Below are 22812 nucleotides of genomic sequence, written 5' to 3'. Positions count from 1 at the left end.
TTTAAAAGTTAACATTAAGACCCATCATGTATGTTCTTGGCTGTGGATAATATCCTACGTCAATTCCTCTTGCCCAAGATTGATTTGTGTTTCCAAAACCAATTTCAGGATCCATTCCCTGATATTTTGTAAAAGTGAAAAGGTTATTTGCCGCAACATACAATCTGAATTTGCTGAAGAAGTTCAGCTTATCAGTCATTTTTACTAAATCACAACCTAAAGAAGCATTTTTAATTCTGAAAAAATCTGCATTTTGAACATACAAATCAGAGAATCTCGTATAATTTCCGTTCGCATCAGTTCCGTAAGTAACTCTCGGAATTCTGTTCGAACTTCCTTCCGTTGTCCATCTGTTCAAAACATCTGTTGTGTTGTTTGTGTAACCACGAGTTGGATCGTGAACTCCAAATACATTCTGACTTCCTGATACTCCATAGGTATTCATAGAAAAATCAAATGCTTTATAAGAAACATCAAAGTTGAAACCGTAAGTAAAATCAGGATTTGGATTACCAATTTCTGTTTTATCATTTGCGTCAATTTTTCCGTCATTATTTAAATCTACAAAACGAACGTCTCCCGGTTGCGCACTTGGTTGTACACCTGCAGCTACCTCAGCAGCATTTTGAAAAATTCCGGCTGTTTTTAATCCGTAGAAATAACCAATTGGTTTTCCAACTTCAACACGGTTCATCTCGTCTAATCCCTGAAAAAGTAAATTTGTGTCTCCGTGAATAATTCCTTCACTATTCGCTACTCGAAGTACTTCGTTTTTGTTGTGCGAAATGTTTCCGTTTACCGAAAGATTCCAGTCTTTTCCAATTTTTGTATGATAGGCCAAAGCAAGTTCTACCCCTTTATTGCTCACATCTCCTCCGTTGATATACGGTGCAGTTGCTCCGGCATAAGCTGGAATTGAAGCAAGAACCAACCAGTCTTTTGTTTTTTTGTCGTAGTAATCAAAAGTTACTGTGAAGTTATTGAACAAAGTAGCATCAAAACCAAAATCTAATTGCTCAGAAGTTTCCCATTTCAGGTTACTGTTTGAAAGCTGATCCGGGCTCGCTCCTGTTTGCAACGTTTCGTCTCCTGTACCAAAATGGTAGTTTTTATTGTATGAACTAATTGTTGACATATAAGAAAAAGCAGGAATCTGGTCGTTACCATTTTGTCCCCAGCTTGCTCTTAGTTTAAAGTTGTTTACGACTTTACTTTCCGGGAAAAAGTCACGGTCAACATTCCAACCTGCAGAAAGTGATGGGAAATTTCCGTATCTGTTTGAAGAAGCAAAGTTTGAAGAACCGTCTCTTCTGATGGTTGCTGTAAACAAATATTTGTTGTTGTAATCGTATAATAAACGTCCAAAGTAAGACTGAATCGCATAATCAGCACGGTTTCCTTTTACCGTATTTGAAGTTTGATCTGTTGCATTGCTTAAGTAGGCATGTGAAAAATCATCAAAAGTTAGGTTTTTACCCGTTCCTTCCATAAAATCAGATGTATTCTTTTTAGCAGAAGTTCCTACCAAAACATCAAAATTATGTACGCCGTTTAAGGTTCCTTTGTATTGAACGGTGTTTTCAAAAATCCAACCCATTGATTTAGTTGCATTTTGAGTAACACTTGAAACGGTATTATTATCGTTTGAAGACAGCGAATAAACTGGTCTGAAAGAACGGTAATTACTATCGCTCATGTCAACACCAAAACTGGTTCTGTAGGTAAAGTTTTTTAAGAATTTTAATTCTGCAAAAATGTTTCCAACGTAACGGTTTGTTTTAGTCTCATTGAAGTTATTGTAGTATAATGATCCTACCGGATTACTAATATCTGCTGAAATAACTGAGTGTGCAAAACCTCCATTAGCATCGTAAGCGGCATCAATTGGAGCAGCATTTAAGAAGCTTCTGATACCGTTGCTGTAAATTCCCTGATCTGCAATTCCTGAACTTTTAACATTGGCGAAAGAGAAATTTTCTCCAATTTTTAAGTGATCTTCAATAACTTCTGAAGTCGAATTTACATTGAATGTTACACGATCATATTGGGATTGACTTGTACTGCTGCCAATCATTCCTTCTTGTCCGTAATAGGATAATCCGGTTGCAATTGTCGATTTTTTATCTCCGCCGCTAATTAAAAGGGAGTGATTTTGTTTCATTGCACCATCATTAAATAAATCATCCTGCCAATCGTGATTTGGGAATGCTGCAACTTGTGCAGGCGTATATAATGGTGTTAAACCAGAATTTACACGGGCTTCGTTCATAATGGTTGTATATTCCTGTGTATTCAGTAAATCTAATTTCTTAGCTACTTGCTGAAAACCAGTGTAGGTATTAAATGCCACATTCATTTTACCATCTTTTCCTTTTTTGGTTGTCACCAAAATAACTCCGTTTGCTGCTCTTGCACCATAAATAGATCCAGCAGAAGCATCTTTAAGAACGTCAATTCTTTCGATAGAAGACGGATCAAGATACCCGATTCCGTTATCAACTACTACACCATCAACAACATAAAGAGGTGTACTGTTTCCAGCGGTTCCAACTCCACGAATGTTAACTACCATTCCTGCGCCAGGCTGTCCTGAAGCCGAAGTAACATTTACACCAGAAGCCTGACCCTGCAAAGCGTTTACAACATCTAAACTCGCCACTTGCTGAATGTCTTTACCAGAAACTAAAGAAGTTGCGGCAGTATTTACCTTTTTCTTCTGAGTTCCGTAACCAATAACTACGATTTCTTTAAGTTCGGCAGTTTCGGACTGCATGACAACATTTATCGTTTTTTGAGTTCCAACAGTAATTTGCTGAGTTTTAAATCCCATAAAACTAATTACCAAAACATCACCTGTTTTAGCTTCCAGTTTATAGTTTCCGTCAAAATCAGTTGCTGTAGCCGTTTTAGAACCTTGCACTGCAACAGTAGCACCGGGAACTCCCATTCCGTCATCTGCCGATGTTACATTTCCGCTTACAAATCTGGATTGTTCCTGGGCAAAACCGGACTGCAACATAAATACGCTAAGCAACAGCGCCATACAAAACGGGAGCATTGTTGTTTTAATACAATATTTGCTTTTCATAATAATTAAGTTTGGTTAAAATTTATAGTTAGTACGTTTAAGTCTAATTAATATGCATTCGAGATAATTTGTTCGAATAACTCCTGTCTTCCGCTAAGAGGCTGAGGTTCTCCGCTTGCACGTGCAATTTTGCTAAGATCTTCAAGAGATAATTCTCCGTTTTCGAACTTGGCTCCGTTTCCACTGTCGAACGAACTGTAACGCTGTGTGCGTAATTTTTTATAGTCTGTATTTTGAAGTATCTGATCTGCGCAGATTAATCCTCTTGCAAAAACATCCATTCCTGCAATGTGCGCAATGAATTTATCTTCTAAATCGATTGAATTTCTTCTCACTTTTGCATCAAAGTTTACACCGCCGCCTTGAATTCCGCCACCTTCAAGGATAACCAACATAGCCTGAGTAACTTCCTGTAAGTTTATTGGAAATTGATCTGTATCCCAACCGTTTTGGTAATCTCCGCGGTTTGCATCAATGCTTCCTAACATTCCTGCATCAACTGCAACTTGTAATTCATGTTCGAAAGAATGTCCGGCAAGCGTGGCGTGATTTACTTCAAGGTTTAATTTGAAATCATTTTGAAGTCCGTATTTATTGATGAATCCTAATGAAGTTGCTGCATCATAATCATATTGATGTTTCGTAGGTTCCATAGGTTTTGGTTCGATCAGGAAGTTTCCTTTAAAACCTTCTTTACGAGCATAATCTTTACAAGTATTTAAGAATCTTCCTAAATGGTCTAATTCTCTTTTCATGTCTGTGTTCAACAAACTCATATATCCTTCACGACCTCCCCAGAAAACATAATTTTCTCCGCCAAGAGCAATTGTTGCATCGATTGCAATTTTTGCCTGAGCTCCTGCATACGCCAAAACATCAAAGTTTGGGTTTGTCGCTGCACCATTCATGTAGCGCGGATTGCTGAATAAATTTGAAGTTCCCCACAACAATTTAATACCAGATTCCTGTTGTTTTTGTTTCGCATATTCAACCATAGTCTGAATACGAGTTTCAAATTCTGCTAATGTTGGCGCATCATCCACCACATCAACATCATGAAAACAATAATATGGCAAACCTAATTTTGTCATAAACTCAAAAGCAGCGTCCATTTTGTCTTTTGCTCTTAAAATGACATTCTCATTTTTATCCCATGAAAAAGTTTCAGTCGAAGCTCCAAACGGATCTCCTCCCGTATTACACAGCGTATGCCAGTACGCCATCGAAAAACGTAAATGCTCTTTTAATGTTTTTCCCGCAACGACACGATTTTCATCATACCATTTAAAAGCCAGTGGGTTATCACTTTCTCTACCTTCGAATTTAATCGTGTCTATGTTTTTAAAATATTGATTAGTTGTGCTCATTCTTATTGTTCTATTTTAATTTGATTTTTCCATTCTTGATATAAATCCTGATATTGAGTCGTCAGGATTTCATTGGGTTCAATTCGGTCTAAACATTGCAATCCTGCAAAAGCTTCGTCAAGCGAATTGTAATATCCTAAACCGTAAGCAGCGCCTCTTGCGGCACCTTCGGCTCCGGATGTGTTGTATAATTCTAAAGTAGTTTGTGTAGTATTGGTGAAGATTTCTCTAAAAACCGGACTCAAAAATAAATTCGAATTTCCGGCGCGAACTACCGTTCCTGAAACTCCTGTTTCTTTCATTACATCAAAACCGTAATTCATGGCAAACACGATTCCTTCGCAGGCCGCACGGACCAAATGTGATGGCTGATGAATATTGAAATTTAAATTCTGGATTCCCGAAGTGGCATTTTTGTTATTGAAAATACGTTCAACACCATTTCCAAAAGGGTAAAAACGAAGTCCGTTACTTCCAGCTTCTACTTTTGCAGCTTCGGCATTTAGTTTTTCGTAGGCAATTAATTCTGCTCTGTCAACCGACATGATTTTGCGTAACCATTGGTATAAAATTCCGGAACCGTTAATGCACAACATAACTCCGTTGCGTTTTTCAGTTTCCGAATTATTGACGTGTAAAAAAGTATTGATTCTGTTTTGTTTATCGTAAGCATCCTGATCGCTTACGGCATAAACAACTGCCGAAGTTCCGGCTGTTGTAGCGATTTCGCCAGGTTTCAAAACATTCAATGACAAGGCATTGTTGGGTTGATCTCCGGCTCTGTAGGTGATTTTTGCATCGGGATTTAATCCTAATTCCTGAGCAATTTCTGGGTGAATGGTTGCCTGAATTCCAAAATTTGAAACAATTTCCGGAACGATATCTGCTGTTAATCCCATTTGAGAAAGAATTTCTGTTGCCAGTTTTCCTTCTGAGAAATTCCATAAAGCGGCTTCTGATAAACCTGAAGTACTTATTTGTGCTACTTTTGAAAGTTTTGCAGCAATAAAATCTCCCGGAAGCATCATATATTTCGCTTTGGCGAAAACTTCAGGCTGATTGTCTTTTACCCATTTTAGTTTTGAAGCTGTAAAATTTCCAGGACTTCCTAAAATTTGTTTTTGAGAATTTTCAGCACCAATCTTTGCATAAATTTCATCTCCAATAATCGCAGCACGACTGTCACACCAAATAATCGAAGTACGAACCGGATTTAAATTTTCATCGGTTAAAACCAAACCATGCATTTGATACGCAATTCCAATTCCGGCGATTTTTTTTAGATCAATATTAGATTTTGAGCCCAATTGTTTGATTCCGTCTTTTACATATTGCCACCAGGATTCAGGATCTTGTTCTGCCCAGCCAAATTTTGGGGCTTCAATTGGCATTTCGAAATCCGGAACACTTACTGCGCCAATTGTCGTTCCTTTTTCAGGATCGAAAACTGATAATTTTATTGAAGAGCTTCCTAAATCAATTCCTAAAAAAAACATTTGTGGTACTTTTTATTTGGTTAGAAAATCGTTCACTTTAAACTTATAGTCAAACTGAACTTATCTTATGGTTATTTTGACTACAAGTGTAAAACATTTTTTCTATATTAACAAAATATTAGGGTTAATTTTTTTCAATTCTAATTATTTGAACTTGATTTTTAGGAATACAATAAAATATTAGGTTAATTTGAAATAAAAAATGTCAAAAAAATAGCGTTTTAGCAAATTGACAATCAGTCGTTTAAGGATTATTATTTCAGAATTGTATTTTAGCAGTATTTCAAACGGCTGATTGTCAGAAAACTATTCCGTTAAAAAAAATATAAAGCTTTTATAAAACCAACTATTGATTTAATTTATTTAATTTGTCAAAATTTAAATGGGATATGGTTAAAAATACAGATGACGATTCAGCTTTAAAAAGCGAGCAAAGCGCAATGAATGCGATCACGATTGACTGTGTTATATTTGGATTTGATCAGGGAAGTTTAGAAGTGCTTTTGGTGCAACACGGAGAAGGAATCAGTAAAGGAAAATGGGGACTTCCGGGAGGCTGGATTTATAAAAAAGAAAGTACGGATAACGCTGCACACCGATTATTGAATGAACTTACCGGTCTTGATAATATTTATCTGGAGCAATTGAAAGCATTTGGAGATCCGGATCGTTTCCCGCTTCGACGCGTTATTACGATTGGTTATTATGCTTTGGTAAAACGCGAAGATTATAATATTAAAGCTGGTTTTACAGCTTCTGATGCTAAATGGTATAAAATAAACAGCATTCCGGACTTGATTTACGATCACAACGAAATTCTTTCTTATAGTTTAAAACATTTGCAAAACAGGGTTCGTCAGGCACCGCTTGGTTTTAATCTTTTGCCGGAGAAATTTACGCTTTTGCAATTGATGCATTTATATGAGGAAATTTTAGGAATCGAAATGGATAAATCGAATTTCCGCCGAAAAATTCTTCACATGAAATTACTGGTTGCATTAGATGAAAAACAACAAGACGTTTCACACAGAGCCGCAAAATTATACAAGTTCGATCCGGAGATTTATAATAAACTAACGGAAAAAGGATTTAACTTTGAATTTTAATGGCATCTTCATCCTCTCAAAATATTTCTGAAAAGAGCACCAATATAACTGTAGATAAAAAAACAGTTATACATGGGATCACGATTGACTGCGTCATTTTTTCTTTCGATAAAAAAAACCTGGAAGTTCTTTTAGTACAACATGCCGGAGGACAAAGCGCCGGAAAATGGGGACTTCTTGGCGGGGATTTATATTTAGACGAAAGTGTTGATAATGCTGCCCTTCGAATAGTAAATGAATTGACAAGCCTTGACAACATCTATCTGGAACAGCTAAAAGCTTTTACTGATCCTGATCGTGTAAAAAATACAAGAGTTATAACGATTGGATATTATACTCTGGTCAATCGTGAAGATTATAATATTAAAGCGAGTATTTCTGTAATTGAAGCGAAATGGTATAAAATAAATACTATTCCGAATTTGATTTTTGACCATAACGAAATTTTAGATTTCAGTTTGATGCAATTGCGTAATCGGGTTCGGCAGGCACCAATTGGTTTTAATCTTTTACCTGAAAAATTTACGCTTTTGCAATTAATGCATTTATATGAAGAAATATTAGGAATCGAATTGGACAAATCGAATTTCCGCAGAAAAATTCTTCATATGAAACTATTGGTTGCGCTTGATGAAAAACAAAAAGATGTTTCGCACAGGGCAGCAAAATTGTACAAATTTGATCCTGATGTTTACAAAAAACTAACAGAAAAAGGATTTAATTTTGAATTTTAAAGCCCGATTTAGATTCCTGAATCTAACTATATAACAACTACATTCCAGAATCCAAAACTTTGCGCTATCTTTGCGCCTTAATAACATGCTCTACGGCAATTGCCACAGCGCAAATTTATACCCTGAAATTACTTAAAACTCGTTTAGAGAATTGATATATTAAAATGAAGAAGATACGTAACTTTTGCATTATTGCACACATTGACCACGGTAAAAGTACATTGGCAGACCGCTTATTGGGCGCTACACAAACCGTTACAGCTCGTGAAGAAAAAGCACAATTGCTTGACAACATGGACCTGGAACGTGAGCGTGGAATTACCATAAAAAGTCACGCCATACAAATGGAATATACTTATAAAGGAGAAGAATATATCTTAAATTTAATTGACACTCCCGGTCACGTTGACTTTTCATACGAAGTTTCACGATCTATTGCGGCCTGCGAAGGTGCACTTTTGATCGTTGATGCTGCACAAAGTATTCAGGCACAAACAATTTCTAACTTATATTTGGCTCTTGAGAATGATCTTGAAATTATTCCGGTTTTGAACAAAGTAGATTTACCAAGTGCTAATCCTGAAGAAGTTAGTGATGATATTATCGATTTATTAGGTTGCAAACTGGAAGATATTATTCATGCTTCGGGAAAAACTGGTTTTGGTGTTGAAAATATTTTGGCTGCCATTATCGAAAAAATTCCTGCTCCTAAAGGAAATAAGGACGAACCTTTACAAGCTTTGATTTTTGACTCGGTTTATAATCCGTTTCGTGGAATCGAAGTTATCTTTAGAGTTGTAAATGGTGAAATCAAAAAAGGACAGAAAATTAAATTCATGGCCACCGGAAATGAATATTTTGCTGACGAAATTGGAACTTTAAAATTAAACCAAGTTCCTAAAAATGTGATTTCTGCAGGTGATGTTGGTTATTTAATTTCTGGAATTAAAGAAGCCAAAGAAGTAAAAGTTGGTGATACACTAACAGATGCTAAAACGCCAACGACTAATATGATTACAGGTTTTGAGGATGTAAAACCAATGGTTTTCGCCGGAATTTATCCTGTTGATACAGAAGATTATGAAGATTTGCGTTCTTCTATGGAGAAATTGCAATTAAATGATGCTTCGCTGGTTTTTACACCTGAAAGCTCTGCAGCGTTAGGTTTTGGTTTCCGTTGCGGGTTCTTAGGAATGCTTCACATGGAAATTATCCAGGAACGTTTAGAGCGTGAGTTCGATATGACGGTAATTACTACAGTTCCTAACGTTTCGTATTTAGCTTACACCAAAAAAGATCCTGAAACTCCATTTGTGGTAAATAATCCTTCTGACTTACCGGAACCTTCTCGTTTAGACCGAGTTGAAGAACCGTATATTAAAGCAACGATCATTACAAAAGCTGATTTCGTAGGAAACGTAATGAGTCTTTGTATTGAAAAACGTGGTCAAATTACCAATCAAACGTATTTAACGACAGAACGTGTTGAATTGAATTTTGACATGCCTCTTGCCGAAATTGTATTTGATTTTTACGATCGTTTAAAAACAGTTTCTAAAGGTTATGCTTCTTTTGATTACTCTCCGATAGGAATGAGAACTTCGAAATTAGTTAAACTGGATGTTCTTTTGAATGCTCAAACGGTTGATGCGCTTTCTGCTTTGATTCACGAAGACAACGCTTATAACATCGGTAAAAAAATGACCGAGAAATTACGCGAATTGATTCCGAGACAACAATTTGATATTCCGATTCAAGCTGCCATTGGAGCAAAAATTATTGCGCGTGAAACGATTAAAGCACTTCGTAAAGATGTTACCGCAAAATGTTATGGTGGAGATATTTCGCGTAAGCGTAAATTGCTGGAAAAACAGAAAAAAGGTAAAAAACGTATGAGACAAGTAGGAAACGTTGAGATTCCGCAAGAAGCTTTTATGGCTGTTTTGAAACTTAACGACTAGATTTTTATTTTTTTAGAGAAAAGAAGAAAGAAGAAAGAATAAAGAGAATAGAATATAGATAAACCCGATGACGAAAGTTGTTGGGTTTTTTATTTTAAAAAAATTACTTCTTGTCTTTAAACACGAATTTCACTAATTGTCACTAATTAGTTTCACAAACTTTGATCAACTGAAAATTTGTGCAAATTCGTGAATTCTTATTTATTTTAAATTTGTAAATTATTCTAGCACCTGTTTTACAACATATTACCATAAATAAACGCTAATTTATCCTCTAAATTAAACACGTAAAAACTTATAAAAAACAAGATTATTAACTCAATAGCTTCATTTTTAATCCAATAGATTGCTTTCGTAAAAATTTTAATAGTAAAAACATAATTTTAATCTTACAAACTTTAAAGCTATAATTATGAAAACGAAATTTTTTATCATTTTGTCGATGTTAACTTTTTCATTTGCAAATGCACAGGAAGCTGAAGCTGAATCAGAAATGAATTCGGCAAAAGGTGTCACTTTTCAAAAAGGAGATATGTTTCTCGAAGGTTCTATCAAAATTAGTACAGGCGGCAACGCTGATTATTATGGATTTAGTCCCAAATTTGGATATTTATTGAATGACAAATTTGCCGTGGGGGCAAAACTCGATTACTCAAGCAATAAGGTAGAAGTTACGGATACTAAAACGAATGTTTTCGGGATTGGCGGTTTTGCACGTTATTACTTTTTAGAATTAGATAAAAAACGTTTTAAAGCTTTCGCCGAAGCTGGTTTAGGTTTTGGCCGCAATAAAACTGAAATTGACGGAATCGAGGATAACGATAATAGTATTACGGCAAATATTACCGTAGGATTAAACTATTTTGTTACCAAAAACATTGCAGTAACTTTTACCCTTGCGAATGTTTTAGCTTATAACAGTGTTTCTCCTGAAAATGGTGCATCATCTGATACTTTTAATTTAAACATCAATTTATTTGAAAACATTTTCGATCAGCCACAATTTGGATTGTTGTACAGGTTTTAGCCTTTTTCTAAATCATAAAAAAGCTGTTTTAATAAGACAGCTTTTTTTATGCACTAGGCTGTGTAAAAGACCATCCTGCGATTATTAATTCCCGAACTACTTCATTTGTCTCAGCTCCATCTTGAAGCGTATAAATATCATGACCTACGACAAACGATTCTGTCATTTTTTTTGATCCGTAAATACCGCCGAAAATCATTGCAAAAATTCCGCCTACTACAACAAATGCGTTAAGCAGCATGAAATTATAAACCAAAAGAGAAATTGCCACTACAACAGCAATTCCCGTTATTAATTGTGATCTCGAAGTTGATTTTTCATGAATTGTTTTACAAGAAGAGCATCTTGGAATTCCGATTAAAATTTTAGAATATTTAACCGATCGGTACACGACGATATTAGTTCTGTCAGCTTCAACAAAAAGCGGTACAAAATAACAGTCGTTCATGCTTTTCATATGATCTTGTTCGCAGTACGTGCATTTGGTTTCGTTGGGTTCAAACCTTTTGTAATGTTCATTAAAAGAGTAATTTTCAATCATAATTTAGTTCGAAGGTAAGGTTTTGGATAAAATATATTTAATTAGCAAACCTGGTCCGAAAGAAAATAATACAGGAATCAGAATCTCTAAATTCAAAAAAGTACTTCTTCCCTTAAAATAGAAACCACATGCAAAAGGCATAATCATTGCTGCGATAGTATACCCAACCATTGCAGGAATGGGATTATCTTGGTTTCCGTAATATCCGCAGAAGCAAGCCACTATAATCGAGATCAAAATCATCATACCGTTGTTCTCTCCAATCATTCCTATGAAAGTTGTAATAATAATTGCGGCACCAAAAGCAATTTTATTTCTTTCTTCAGCTTCTTTACTCTCTTTGGCTTCTTCATAAAGATCATCTTTATGATTTTTGATTACTTTTGCTAAAAGCTCTTTTGCTATAACAGGATCATAGCCTAACCGAATCAAAACAATAAGTTCCTGATTACTGTCAAAAGTTCCCTCTCTTAATTTTTTTTTAAGCTCTTCGATCTCTGCGTACGATAAATCATTATGCATATATTTCGTTTTAATTGTGATAAAAATACATTATTTTTTTAATCCTCGATTAAACCCATAAAAATAATTAACAAGATCGTTTTCGATTTTTAAAAGTCCCAATATTTTAGATCACTACTAATTTGAACTTTAAAACCTTTGTATCTTTGAACTTCAAAACTTAGAACTTTTAATATGGACGAAAACCCAAAACGTTTTGACCGAATTGTCGCAATTCTAATTCAATTACAATCTAAAAAAATTGTAAAAGCACAGGAATTAGCTAATCGTTTTGAAGTTAGTTTGCGAACTATTTATCGGGATATTCGGACTCTGGAAGCTTCGGGAGTTCCTATTTATAGTGAGGCCGGAGTGGGTTATGCTTTAATGGATGGTTACAGATTGCCTCCCGTAATGTTTACCCGCGAAGAAGTAAGCAGTTTTATTGCCGCCGAAAAACTGATGCAAAAATTTACAGATCCTGCTTTAGGAACTCATTACGCTTCGGCGATGTTCAAATTGAAATCGGTTTTGAGAAGCAGTGATAAAGACTGGGTTACTAATATAGAATCCAGGGTTTTAATGCAAACTGCAGAACCCTTATTTCATGATAATTCTCCTAATACCTTATCTGTTTTGTTTGAAAGTATTGCAGAGAAAAAACAAATTCTTCTTTCTTATAAAACCATTGAAGCCCAGGAAGCAAGTAACCGAAATATTGAACCTGTTGGTGTTTTTCATGATCACAATAATTGGTATTTTCTGGGTTATTGTCACTTGCGACAAGACTATAGACAATTTAGAACAGACCGAATTCAGGGAATTCAAAAAACGGAATGTGATTTTACAATAGAACATGATTCATTAGAAATTTATCTGAAGAAAAACGAAACAATCCCGACTACAAAGGTTAGGATTTTAGCCGATAAAAAAATCATCAATTACCTTCGATACGAACAAAAATACCATGGATTTATTTCTGAAAAAGAAGTAGACGGACAGATAGAAATGACGTTTATGACCCGTAATATTGAAGAAGGTTTTTCGCGCTGGTTTTTGATGTTTGGCGATTATGCTCAAATTTTAGAGCCCCAAAGATTAAAAGACAGAGTTCTTGAAATTTTAGAAATTCAAAGAAAAAGGCTTTTATAAAAAAACTCCTAAAGCTGAATTTAATTTCATCTTAGGAGTTTTTTTAATTGGCAAACTCAAAAATTTTATCTTTCCCAGAAAAATGGAGGTGTAATATTTAGAGCTCTTAAATACACATATCCTTGTCCGCGGTGATGAATTTCATTGTCAATAAAATACAAGATATTCTGAATAACCGGAAATTCGTATTGACCAAAAAGATTAAAGGTTTCATTGAAATCTTTAATAGATAATTTTTCCCAATATTGATTTATTTCTGCAGTTGCTTCGTCCCATTTTTCAAGATATTGCGCTTTAAAAATCAATTTCTCTGATTCTTCTGCAAATCCTTTGGTTTCTTTAGTGACGATTCCCTTAAGTCCCGGAGCGGCGATTGCCAAAAGTTCATCTACTAATTTTGAGAAAGGTCTCATTCCGCCTATTGAGAATTCAAAAAAATCTTTCTCAGGAAACAATTCAATTACACGACGCGTTAATGCACGATGACCTTGCCAGTGTTTCAATAAATCTTCCGGTGTAATTACTTGGGCTGCTAATGTTTTCATAGTTTTAAAGTTTAATTATTTTAATACTTCAAAATTAGAAAGGGTCGGTGACAACAGTTTGTCAACAGGAAAAAATAATTTAAAAATTATTTTTTCCCGTCACGCAACGTTAAACCAGCATACGTTTTTATAAACGTAATAAATTGTGGTTACTGGGCGTTAGACGCACTGCTGTGCGCCATGTGCGCCTATACAGAAAATCTTATCAATACTATTTATTTATTCTTTAACCATTCAAACAAACGATTGGCGTCTTCGTATTTAAATAATTGTGTTCCTTCGTTCATCGTGGCGGCAGATCCGCAGGCAACTCCCCAACGAATCACTTCTTTGAGGTTTTTGTTTTGAGATAATGCCCAAACCATTCCGCCAACCATGCTGTCGCCTGCTCCAACGGTACTTTTTTTGGCAACATTGGGAGCAGGAACATATTCATAATCATCTTTTGTGACTAAAACTGCACCTTGTGGCCCAAGAGAAACTACTACAATTTCGGCTCCGCCTTTTGCAATTATCTTTTTAGCTGCTTCGTTGACTTCTTCCATTTCCAGGCGTTCTACTCCAACTAGTTTTGCGAGTTCGCCAACGTTTGGTTTTATAAGATAAGCGCCTGTTTCCAAAACTTTTTTTAGGGCTTCTCCTGAAGTATCTACGATTAATTTTGAGTTTGATTTCTTAGCTATTTCTGCTATTTTCTGATAAAAATCATCGGATAAACCTTCATTTAAACTTCCGCTCGCAACAAGAAATTTTGGTTTTAAATTTGAAATGGTTTCTACTATCTTCTGAACTTCCGACTCAGACAAAACATCGCCTGTAAACCCGAAACGATATTGCGAATTGGTATGATCATCAACGGCAATAAAATTTTCTCTGGTTGCGGTCGCAGTTTCAATTACTTCAAAATCCACTTCTTCTTTTTTTACTAAATCCTTTAGCATTTCGCCAACTGGTCCGCCTGATGTAAAGACAGCTAAGGAACTTCCGCGTAAGCGGGAAATAGCTTTTGAAACATTTATTCCGCCGCCTCCGGCATCAAATTGTGGTTCCTTGCATCTTATTTTCTGCTCGGCAATCAGACCTGAAAAATGGGTGCTTTTATCTACGGAAGGATTTACGGTTAGGGTAACTATATCAAATGATTTCATTTTTTTTGCGATTTTAATTCTATTAAAGATGCGAAAAAAATATCAATTCTAAAATGGAGATGATTTATAATTGTATGTTTATATATAAGACGCATTGCTGTGCGCCCCTACATATAATGGTTTATGGATAACATCTCATTAAATCGATAAAACCTTTGTACCTTTGCGCCTTAGAAACTTTGGAACTTAAAAAGAAATGATCGAAGATAAAAATCCGCAACGTACCAGTATAGCGCAATTAGGTGAATTTGGCTTAATTGAGCATTTAACCAAAAATTTTGACGTTACTCAGGAATCTACTTTAAAAAGTATAGGCGATGATGCGGCTGTTCTTGATTTTAAGGATAAAAAAGTAGTAGTTTCTACTGATTTATTGATTGAAGGCGTGCATTTTGACTTGGCTTATATGCCATTAAAACATTTAGGATATAAAGCTGTTGTTGTAAACATATCCGACATTTGTGCGATGAATGCCAGACCAACGCAAATAACGGTTTCTGTTGCCGTTTCTAATCGTTTTCCGTTAGAAGCATTAGAAGAGTTATTTGAAGGAATTACACACGCTGCAAAAGAATATAAAGTTGATGTTATTGGCGGAGATACAACCTCATCGCAAAAAGGATTGATTATTAGCATTACGGCAATTGGTGAAGCTAATGAAGACGAAATTGTGTACCGAAATGGCGCTAAAAAAACCGATTTGCTTGTTGTAACCGGAGATATTGGCGCGGCTTATATGGGATTGCAGGTTTTGGAACGTGAAAAACAGGTGTTTCAGGTGAACCCGAATAGTCAGCCTGATCTTGATATGTACAGTTATTTAATTGAGCGCCAGTTAAAACCTGAAGCGCGAAAAGATGTCCGTACTTTATTGCACGCTCTTGAAATTAAGCCTACTTCGATGATTGATATTTCGGACGGATTATCATCTGAGATTATTCATTTGTGCAAACAATCTAAAGTGGGTTGTAATTTATATGAAGATAAACTTCCGTTGGATCCGCAGTTTATTTCGACTTGCGAAGAATTTAATATTGATAGTACAACGGTTGCTATTAATGGCGGTGAAGATTATGAATTGTTATTTACGATTGACATAAATGATTTTGATAAAATAAAAGGAAATCCAAATTTCTCTATTATTGGACATATGGCCGATGAAAGCGAAGGTATAAATCTTGTTACGCGAGCAAACACTCAAATTCCTTTAAAAGCCCGTGGCTGGGATGCTTTGAGTGAATAAATTTTCTTCAAATTCCAAATAAAAAATTCCAAATTCCACTAAGTAAAATTGTTGAAATTTGGATTTTTTTTGTTTGGAATTTTATTTTAAAAAAGTCCTTTGCTTTTTGCTTCTTTAACCAAATCCTCATCTAAACCAGATTTTATTTTAAGCAATTCCTTAAGATTGATTCTTCGTTTTTCGATTGCATTTAAGGAAATTGCGATGTAATGCGGCATTTCTTCTATAAGTGTTCCTTTTGATAAATGAAACAAAATTTGCTTATCAAATTCATCAATTTCTATCGAATTATGCGTCGATTGATTGAGCATTTTCTGCACGGACTGGCTATAATATTTATCGCTTTTGATTACTTTATCAAAGGCAAAAAGCAGCTCATCAAAAGTTAAATCATTTTTAATAATGAGTCCATTTGGATTTATGGTCCTGATAATCGTTTTGATTTTCAGCAATTCTGTATACATCGTTAGCAGGATAATTTTGCAGTGCGGCATTTTTTTGGTGAGTAATTTTGCAAGGTCTTCTCCTGAAAAAAGATCTTTTTCTTCATAAGCGGGCATACTTATGTCTAAAAAAGCAATGTCAAAAATGGGCGTTTCTGCATTCTCGATTAAATCATATGCTGATCTGCAATCATGAGCCTGTAAGATCAAAAAGTCATATTCCTTGGGATTATAACGTGTAATAGCGTTTTTATATCCTTCAATAATAAAAGGATGATCATCAACTATTAAAATATTTAGCTTTTTAGCCGTCGAAAATGGGGCTGTTAGGTCAACTGTCATTTTTTTGCAGGTTTATTTTTTGATCAATTGGGACTTTAACTACAATAAGGGTTCCTTCTCCTTGGGCAGATTTAAATGTAGCAATGCCTCTACATTCTGTCGCTCTATATTTTATATTATGTATTCCTATGCCGTTTTTTGCTCTTTTGACATTAAAGCCAACTCCGTCATCTAAAATGGATAAAACCAAATGGTTTATCTCGCTCTTAAATTCAATTTTAATTATACTTGCTTTCGCATATTTATTACAATTCTGGAGTGCTTCCTGAATAATTCGGTACAAATTAATTTTGACCATATTACTGACCAGCTCCCATTTAATATGAGAATCAAAAGACGTAATTAATTTTGAGTCGTACGTATTTTGTTGGTTTTCAAACAATTTGTTTAGAATCGCAACAAAATTATTAATTAAATCTGATTTTTCTCTATTTAAATCATGCGAAATTTCACGTATGTCTTCTTCAATATGTTTAAGTTCTGCCAAATATTTTTTTCTTTTTTCAGCTGCTTCCGCTTCATCAATCTTATCCAAGCTGTCTAAACTTATGCGAATACCAAACATTCGGCCCAAAACGCCGTCGTGTAAATCCTGGGCAACTTTTTTCTTTTCCTTAATTCGGGTTAATTCAATTTCGTTTTGCTGAGAAATCATCAAATTATAAATATCTTCGTTTGCAATTTGCTGTTGCTGTTTAAAAAGCAATTCTCTGTTTTTAGCCTGCTGTGTTTTATAAACATAAAAAAATAATCCGCCTAAAGTACAAATACTAAAAATATAGACTAAGGTTTTATTTTTCTCCTGAAGGTTCGAATTTTGATCTTTTATTTCATTGGTTTCATATTGAATCCTGGAGAATTTTTCTCCCATATTTCGTTCTGCCTTTAATAGTTTCTCATTTAAACGGATATATTCTTTAGAATAAGTCGATGCATTTTGAGGATCAACAACAGCAATTTGTTTAAGAGCATCTATCGTATTGCTTAATTTATTCGAACTTCTGGATAAGTTTAAAGCTTGTTTTGAAAATTGAATTGCCCTTAAAGTATCTTTTTTGAATGCAAAATATTCAGATAAATGTATTTTATTTAAAATAATTCCGGATGTGAGTTTTAAGCTATCTCTAATTTTTAAAGCATCATAGAATTGCTTAGGAAGTCCATCAGATTCTTTTAATTTAAATTTGGAATACGCCAAATTATCTAAAAGCATAGCATATAATATTGTTCCGTCGCTAAGCAAATTCTTCTGTATTAAACCTTTTTGAAAATAGTTTTTTGCTTTTTTATAATTGCCCATACTTAAATAAACGAACCCAATATTATTAAGTGAAGTCGCTTTTAACTGTAACTCTGACGGAATTGATTTATCTTCTAAAATGGACAAGGCTTTATTATGAAACTCTAATGCTTTATCATACTCTTCACGTTCGTTGTACAATATTCCCAAAAGATTATAACAATCATAAAGCTTATTATTGACATTTTTTTGTTTTTTTAAAATTCTAAGTGCCTTAAAAACGGTTATTTCGCTTTCAAAATAATCTAATTCAGCATATTGTAAATCTGCTTTAATTAAAAAGGTTTTTGCCAGATTAATTTCATCATTGGTTCTTAAATAAATTTTTTCTGCAGTAAAATAATTCAAAAAGGCACTATCTGAAACCGTTTGCGATCGATAATAATCTCCCAGATACATATACGCTTTTGCCATGCTGGAAGAATCTTTACTGTCTATCGCTCTTTCGAGAATCAATTTTGATGTTTTGTGATAGGCTTTCCAATCGTCCATATTAAAATAACGATTAGCAACTTTAAAAAGATTGACTCTATTAAGAGAATCATTTTTTTCATTTATAATTATATCAAATGCTTTTTGATTATAGTTTTGCCTATACTTTACAGGCAAATTCACATCACTGGCTAATGAAAAATACAGGGAAAGGCTGTCTTTTGAAGAATTTACATTTTCCTCTTTCTTACTTTTACTCGTACAAGCAAACAGGACAAGAGCTAAAAACAATAGTATCTTAGAATGTTTTTTCAATGTATATCTTTGATTTTCTTCAAAAATACTAAAACTATAGACATAAAAAAAGGCCGTCAAAAACTGACAGCCTTTTTATTATAATATCTTATTTTTCTTAGTCTAATTTTATTCTGGATCTTGTAGATTGGCTTTCATAACCAAAACTATTTATTTGATTACCAGCCGAATTTAATTGATCTGATTTGTAATCATCAGTCTTTTTACCATTTCCTGTTGTTTTTTGTCCACCGTTACCATCTGTTCCTATACTTATCTCAATATTTCCTGCAATTGATCTGTTTGATTTTTGTGGATTTGCAAATGAGGTTGCTACCATTACTAAAGAAAATAATCCGAATGTTAAAGCTGCTTTTTTCATGTTTTTGGGGATATTAAATTGTGATTTGTTTTTGGGGCATCATCGCTTTGTGCGAATCATGGTGTAAAACTAACACTACTTAACAATAAAAATTATATGAAAAAACAGGTTTATGGTAGAACATACCCAATTGTTAGTCAATGGATATCAAATCAATGTAAATATCTAGTTTTTAGACCTCTAAGTAATTTCCTGCAGTGAAATCAGCGATGATTAAATCGACATTTGATTTATAGGTTTTTGAAAAAGGAACCTTCTTCATCGAATTTTTTATGTAACATACTGAGTTTCCGTTATGAATTCTCGAAATGTAATTTCGATTTATAATATAACTATTATGAATTCGAATAAATGGATACTCTAAAACACTCTCAAAATGTTTCAATGTTTTAAAAGCTGTTATCATTTCGCCCGAATTTAAATGAATATCGGTCGAATTATTATCAGCCTGAAAATACGAAATATCTGATGCGCTAATGTAACGATAATCTCCGTAAGATTTTACACATATTATTAATGAGTTTTCAACAATTTGTGAAATTTTTCCTTTTGGAGTTATTTCACAAGAGGCTCCTTCTTTTAAATTAGGGGATTCAACTTCTGAAATTTCTTTATTTAGTTTCAAAATACTCTTAATAACGTCACTTGAAATAACAGGTTTCAACAAATAATCAAAAACCCGATATTGAATTGCGTCAAAAGCCAGATCTTTTTTGGCTGTAGTAATAATGATTTTAGGTAAAACAGTTAAAAATCTGTGCAATTCATTAATGAAAGCAAGCGATAAATTACTGGATACATCTTTGGGATCAATTTCTAAAAAAACAATTGAAGGTTTATGTTCCAAAACCAAATTTAAACCGTCCTGATAATTCGTCGCCGATGCTATAAAAGTTAATTCTGAAAAACCATCTGTAATTGTTTTGGTCTTCAAAATACTTTCAGCATCATCGTCAATTATAATATACGGGTAGTTTTTTTTCAATATTATTTTGTTATTATTTCATGTATTTGAACAACTATCGCTTTTGTATCATCAATACTTTAAAAAAAATTTGATTTCTATATCTTTTTTCAATTAAAATTACGAATTTCAATTATCTAAATATTTCAATGTTAATACATTATAAACAAATGTTAAAACATAAAGTCAAAATGCAAATTTCATCGACAAAATACACATTTTTGAATAAAAAAAAGCCCAATTTCCATAAAGGAATTTGGGCTTTTAGATAATTATGTATGAGTTAATTACATTTTCATCAACCAGTTTTTCATAGAAACTTCGTTTTCGATAATGTCTTTCAATTCAGAAATTTTTACGCGGTCTTGTTTCATTGTATCTCTATGACGAATTGTTACTGTTTCGTCTTCGATTGTTTGATGATCTACTGTAATACAAAACGGAGTTCCAAGAGCATCTTGTCTTCTGTAACGACGTCCTACTGCATCTTTTTCATCATACGCTACGTTGAAATCCCATTTTAAATCTTCGATGATTTTTTTAGAAATTTCAGGTAATCCATCTCTTTTAATTAATGGTAAAACTGCAGCTTTTGTTGGCGCTAAAACTGCCGGTAATTTTAATACTGTTCTTGTTGAACCGTCTTCTAAAGTTTCTTCTCGTAATGAAGTTGCAAAAACAGCCAGGAACATACGATCTAAACCAACTGAAGTTTCGACTACATATGGCACATAGTTTTCGTTCAGTTCCGGATCAAAATATTGTAATTTTCTGCCAGAATATTGTTCGTGTGCTTTTAAATCAAAATCTGTACGAGAGTGAATTCCTTCTAATTCCTTGAAACCAAATGGGAAATTAAACTCAATATCAGCCGCCGCATTTGCGTAATGTGCTAATTTTTCGTGATCGTGAAAACGGTAATTTTCTTTTCCTAATCCCAAAGATAAATGCCAGTTTAAACGAGCTTCTTTCCAGTGGTGGTACCATTTCATTTCTTCTCCCGGACGAACGAAAAATTGCATTTCCATTTGTTCAAATTCACGCATACGGAAAATAAATTGTCGCGCAACAATCTCGTTTCTAAACGCTTTACCGGTTTGAGCAATTCCAAAAGGAACTTTCATACGACCTGATTTCTGAACATTCAGGAAGTTCACAAAAATACCTTGCGCTGTTTCCGGACGTAAATATAAATCCATTGCTGAATCTGCAGAAGCTCCAAGTTTAGTTCCAAACATTAAGTTGAATTGCTTAACGTCTGTCCAGTTTCTTGAACCGGTTTCAGGATCGGCAATTTCTAATTCTTCGATCAAAGCTTTTACATCCTGAAGATCATCAGTCATTCCTTTTGCAAGTCTTGATAAAATTTCTTTGTATTTTGAAAGATATTCTATAACACGTGCATTTGTGGTAACAAATTCTTCTTCATTAAAAGCATCACCAAAACGAGCTCTTGCTTTTTCAATTTCTTTTTGAGCTTTTTGATTGATTTTTTCAGCAAATTCTTCTACTAAAACATCAGCTCTATATCTTTTCTTTGAATCTTTATTATCAATTAACGGATCATTGAAAGCATCAACGTGGCCTGAAGCTTTCCAGGTTGTTGGATGCATTAATATTGCAGCATCAAGGCCCACAATATTCTCGTTCATCTGAACCATTGATTTCCACCAATATTCACGGATATTCTTTTTTAATTCGACTCCATTTTGTGCATAATCATAGACTGCACTTAATCCATCGTATACTTCGCTTGACGGAAAAATAAATCCGTACTCTTTTGCGTGCGAAACCACATTCTTAAATAAATCTTCTTGTTTTGCCATAGTGATGCAAAAATATAAAAAGTACGTTTAAAAAAAAGAAAAACTCAAAAGATTGAAGCATTAATTTCGTTATTTTTGTAACTAAATTCTCTCTATTTGTGTTTAATTATCTTATTAACCTGTTTTTCCCTAAAGTTTGTGCAGGCTGTCGCTCCGTTTTAATGACTTACGAAACTGTTTTGTGCACCATTTGCCGACACGAAATGCCTCTGACGCAATATCATTTGAATCCTAAAAATGAAGCTGTAAAGAAATTTTATGGCAAAATTGATATTGAACATGCTTCTGCACTTTTGTATTTTAACAAAAAAGGAATTGTTCAAGAACTTATTCACAACCTAAAATACAAAGGGCATGAAGAAATTGGTACCGTTTTAGGCGATTGGTATGTTGAAGATTTAAAAGAACTGAAACTCGAAATCCCTTTTGACGTTGTAATTCCTGTTCCGTTACATCCAAAAAAGTTTAAAGAAAGAGGTTATAATCAGGTTGCCACTTTTGGAAAGGCTTTGGCCGAAGGATTACAGATTCCGTATAATGATGCTGTTTTATGCCGAAAGAAATATTCTAAAACACAATCAAAGAAAAACCTTTCCGGCAGATCTGAAGCTATCGCCAATGCATTTGATATAATTTCTGAAGAAGAAAATCAAGGCAAACATTTTTTAATTGTCGATGATGTTCTCACAACCGGCGCAACGCTTGAAGCTTGTTCCCGTGCTTTATTAAAAATTCCGGGAGCAAAAATCAGCATTGTTTGTATGGCGATGGCGAACTCATAAATAGATTAAAATCCAATAAAAAAATTTCAAATTCCGACTTAATTGACCACGGGTTTTACGGATTAAACGGATTTGCAAGGGTTTATTTTTCCTTTTTTTGTTATTTCTGTGTGTTTGTTTTGGCGATTTGGATTGCTG

General features: G+C 34.2%; 19 protein-coding genes. 7 read left to right on the top strand and 12 right to left on the bottom strand.

Annotated elements, in window-relative coordinates; genetic code table 11:
• Window position 1: 1 nt before the first annotated feature.
• The 3 genes from ACZ0AH_RS01630 to ACZ0AH_RS01620 are packed head-to-tail and all read right to left on the bottom strand — an operon-like array spanning window position 2 to window position 5951.
• Entirely contained in the window at window positions 2-3088 is a 3087-nt protein-coding gene (locus ACZ0AH_RS01630; protein ID WP_463474154.1) for a SusC/RagA family TonB-linked outer membrane protein, read from the bottom strand.
• Between the two features lie 47 nt (window positions 3089-3135).
• Window positions 3136-4455, bottom strand: coding sequence for a xylose isomerase (gene xylA / locus ACZ0AH_RS01625; protein WP_463474153.1), 1320 nt, complete (start codon window positions 4453-4455; stop codon window positions 3136-3138).
• Between the two features lie 2 nt (window positions 4456-4457).
• Entirely contained in the window at window positions 4458-5951 is a 1494-nt protein-coding gene (locus ACZ0AH_RS01620) for a xylulokinase (RefSeq protein WP_463474152.1), read from the bottom strand.
• A 389-nt stretch (window positions 5952-6340) separates the two neighbouring features.
• On the opposite strand from ACZ0AH_RS01620, the gene ACZ0AH_RS01615 reads away from it, so the two are divergent.
• From ACZ0AH_RS01615 to ACZ0AH_RS01600, 4 genes are all read left to right on the top strand, one after another.
• Entirely contained in the window at window positions 6341-7057 is a 717-nt protein-coding gene (locus ACZ0AH_RS01615) for an NUDIX hydrolase (protein WP_463474151.1), read from the top strand.
• Entirely contained in the window at window positions 7057-7791 is a 735-nt protein-coding gene (locus tag ACZ0AH_RS01610; RefSeq protein WP_463474150.1) for an NUDIX hydrolase, read from the top strand. Before ACZ0AH_RS01615 ends, ACZ0AH_RS01610 begins: the two co-directional genes overlap by 1 nt.
• A gap of 164 nt (window positions 7792-7955) precedes the next feature.
• A complete protein-coding gene (lepA, locus tag ACZ0AH_RS01605) occupies window positions 7956-9752 on the top strand; it encodes a translation elongation factor 4 (RefSeq protein WP_463474149.1) in 1797 nt (598 codons plus the stop codon).
• Between the two features lie 412 nt (window positions 9753-10164).
• Entirely contained in the window at window positions 10165-10779 is a 615-nt protein-coding gene (locus ACZ0AH_RS01600) for an outer membrane beta-barrel protein (RefSeq protein ID WP_463474148.1), read from the top strand.
• A gap of 46 nt (window positions 10780-10825) precedes the next feature.
• Here the strand turns inward: ACZ0AH_RS01600 and ACZ0AH_RS01595 are convergent, their stop codons facing one another.
• Together ACZ0AH_RS01595 and ACZ0AH_RS01590 are read right to left on the bottom strand one after the other, a co-directional pair.
• The gene (locus ACZ0AH_RS01595) at window positions 10826-11320 is read right to left on the bottom strand and encodes a hypothetical protein (protein WP_463474147.1); all 495 of its coding nucleotides are present in this window, start codon (window positions 11318-11320) and stop codon (window positions 10826-10828) included.
• A gap of 3 nt (window positions 11321-11323) precedes the next feature.
• Complete coding sequence (locus tag ACZ0AH_RS01590) at window positions 11324-11842, bottom strand: hypothetical protein (RefSeq protein WP_463474146.1); 519 nt, start codon at window positions 11840-11842, stop codon at window positions 11324-11326.
• Between the two features lie 174 nt (window positions 11843-12016).
• On the opposite strand from ACZ0AH_RS01590, the gene ACZ0AH_RS01585 reads away from it, so the two are divergent.
• Window positions 12017-12973, top strand: coding sequence for a helix-turn-helix transcriptional regulator (locus ACZ0AH_RS01585; protein ID WP_463474145.1), 957 nt, complete (start codon window positions 12017-12019; stop codon window positions 12971-12973).
• Between the two features lie 65 nt (window positions 12974-13038).
• Here ACZ0AH_RS01585 and ACZ0AH_RS01580 read toward each other — a convergent pair whose 3' ends face one another.
• Together ACZ0AH_RS01580 and ACZ0AH_RS01575 are read right to left on the bottom strand one after the other, a co-directional pair.
• Window positions 13039-13518: a DinB family protein gene (locus ACZ0AH_RS01580; RefSeq protein WP_463474144.1), complete on the bottom strand. Its 480-nt coding sequence runs from the start codon at window positions 13516-13518 to the stop codon at window positions 13039-13041.
• A 215-nt stretch (window positions 13519-13733) separates the two neighbouring features.
• Entirely contained in the window at window positions 13734-14666 is a 933-nt protein-coding gene (locus ACZ0AH_RS01575; RefSeq protein ID WP_463474143.1) for a 1-phosphofructokinase family hexose kinase, read from the bottom strand.
• A 196-nt stretch (window positions 14667-14862) separates the two neighbouring features.
• Between ACZ0AH_RS01575 and thiL the strand changes: the two genes are divergently transcribed.
• On the top strand, window positions 14863-15909 hold the full coding sequence (thiL, locus tag ACZ0AH_RS01570) for a thiamine-phosphate kinase (protein ID WP_463474142.1): 1047 nt from the start codon (window positions 14863-14865) through the stop codon (window positions 15907-15909).
• Window positions 15910-15995: 86 nt separating this feature from the next.
• On the opposite strand, the gene ACZ0AH_RS01565 is transcribed toward thiL, so the two are convergent.
• The 5 genes from ACZ0AH_RS01565 to ACZ0AH_RS01545 form a co-directional block, all read right to left on the bottom strand.
• Entirely contained in the window at window positions 15996-16694 is a 699-nt protein-coding gene (locus ACZ0AH_RS01565; RefSeq protein ID WP_463474141.1) for a response regulator, read from the bottom strand.
• A complete protein-coding gene (locus ACZ0AH_RS01560; RefSeq protein WP_463474140.1) occupies window positions 16684-18486 on the bottom strand; it encodes a tetratricopeptide repeat protein in 1803 nt (600 codons plus the stop codon). Before ACZ0AH_RS01560 ends, ACZ0AH_RS01565 begins: the two co-directional genes overlap by 11 nt.
• Before the next feature lie 352 nt (window positions 18487-18838).
• Window positions 18839-19102, bottom strand: a complete 264-nt coding sequence (locus tag ACZ0AH_RS01555) for a hypothetical protein (protein ID WP_463474139.1) — start codon at window positions 19100-19102, stop codon at window positions 18839-18841.
• Window positions 19103-19274: 172 nt separating this feature from the next.
• A complete protein-coding gene (locus tag ACZ0AH_RS01550; protein ID WP_463474138.1) occupies window positions 19275-20087 on the bottom strand; it encodes a LytR/AlgR family response regulator transcription factor in 813 nt (270 codons plus the stop codon).
• A 266-nt stretch (window positions 20088-20353) separates the two neighbouring features.
• On the bottom strand, window positions 20354-21892 hold the full coding sequence (locus ACZ0AH_RS01545; protein ID WP_463474137.1) for a glycine--tRNA ligase: 1539 nt from the start codon (window positions 21890-21892) through the stop codon (window positions 20354-20356).
• Between the two features lie 98 nt (window positions 21893-21990).
• Between ACZ0AH_RS01545 and ACZ0AH_RS01540 the strand changes: the two genes are divergently transcribed.
• On the top strand, window positions 21991-22674 hold the full coding sequence (locus ACZ0AH_RS01540) for a ComF family protein (protein ID WP_463474136.1): 684 nt from the start codon (window positions 21991-21993) through the stop codon (window positions 22672-22674).
• Window positions 22675-22812 lie beyond the last annotated feature (138 nt).

It is taken from the genome of Flavobacterium sp. AC105, from assembly GCF_979258495.1.
This window is presented reverse-complemented; position numbering and strand designations above follow the sequence as displayed.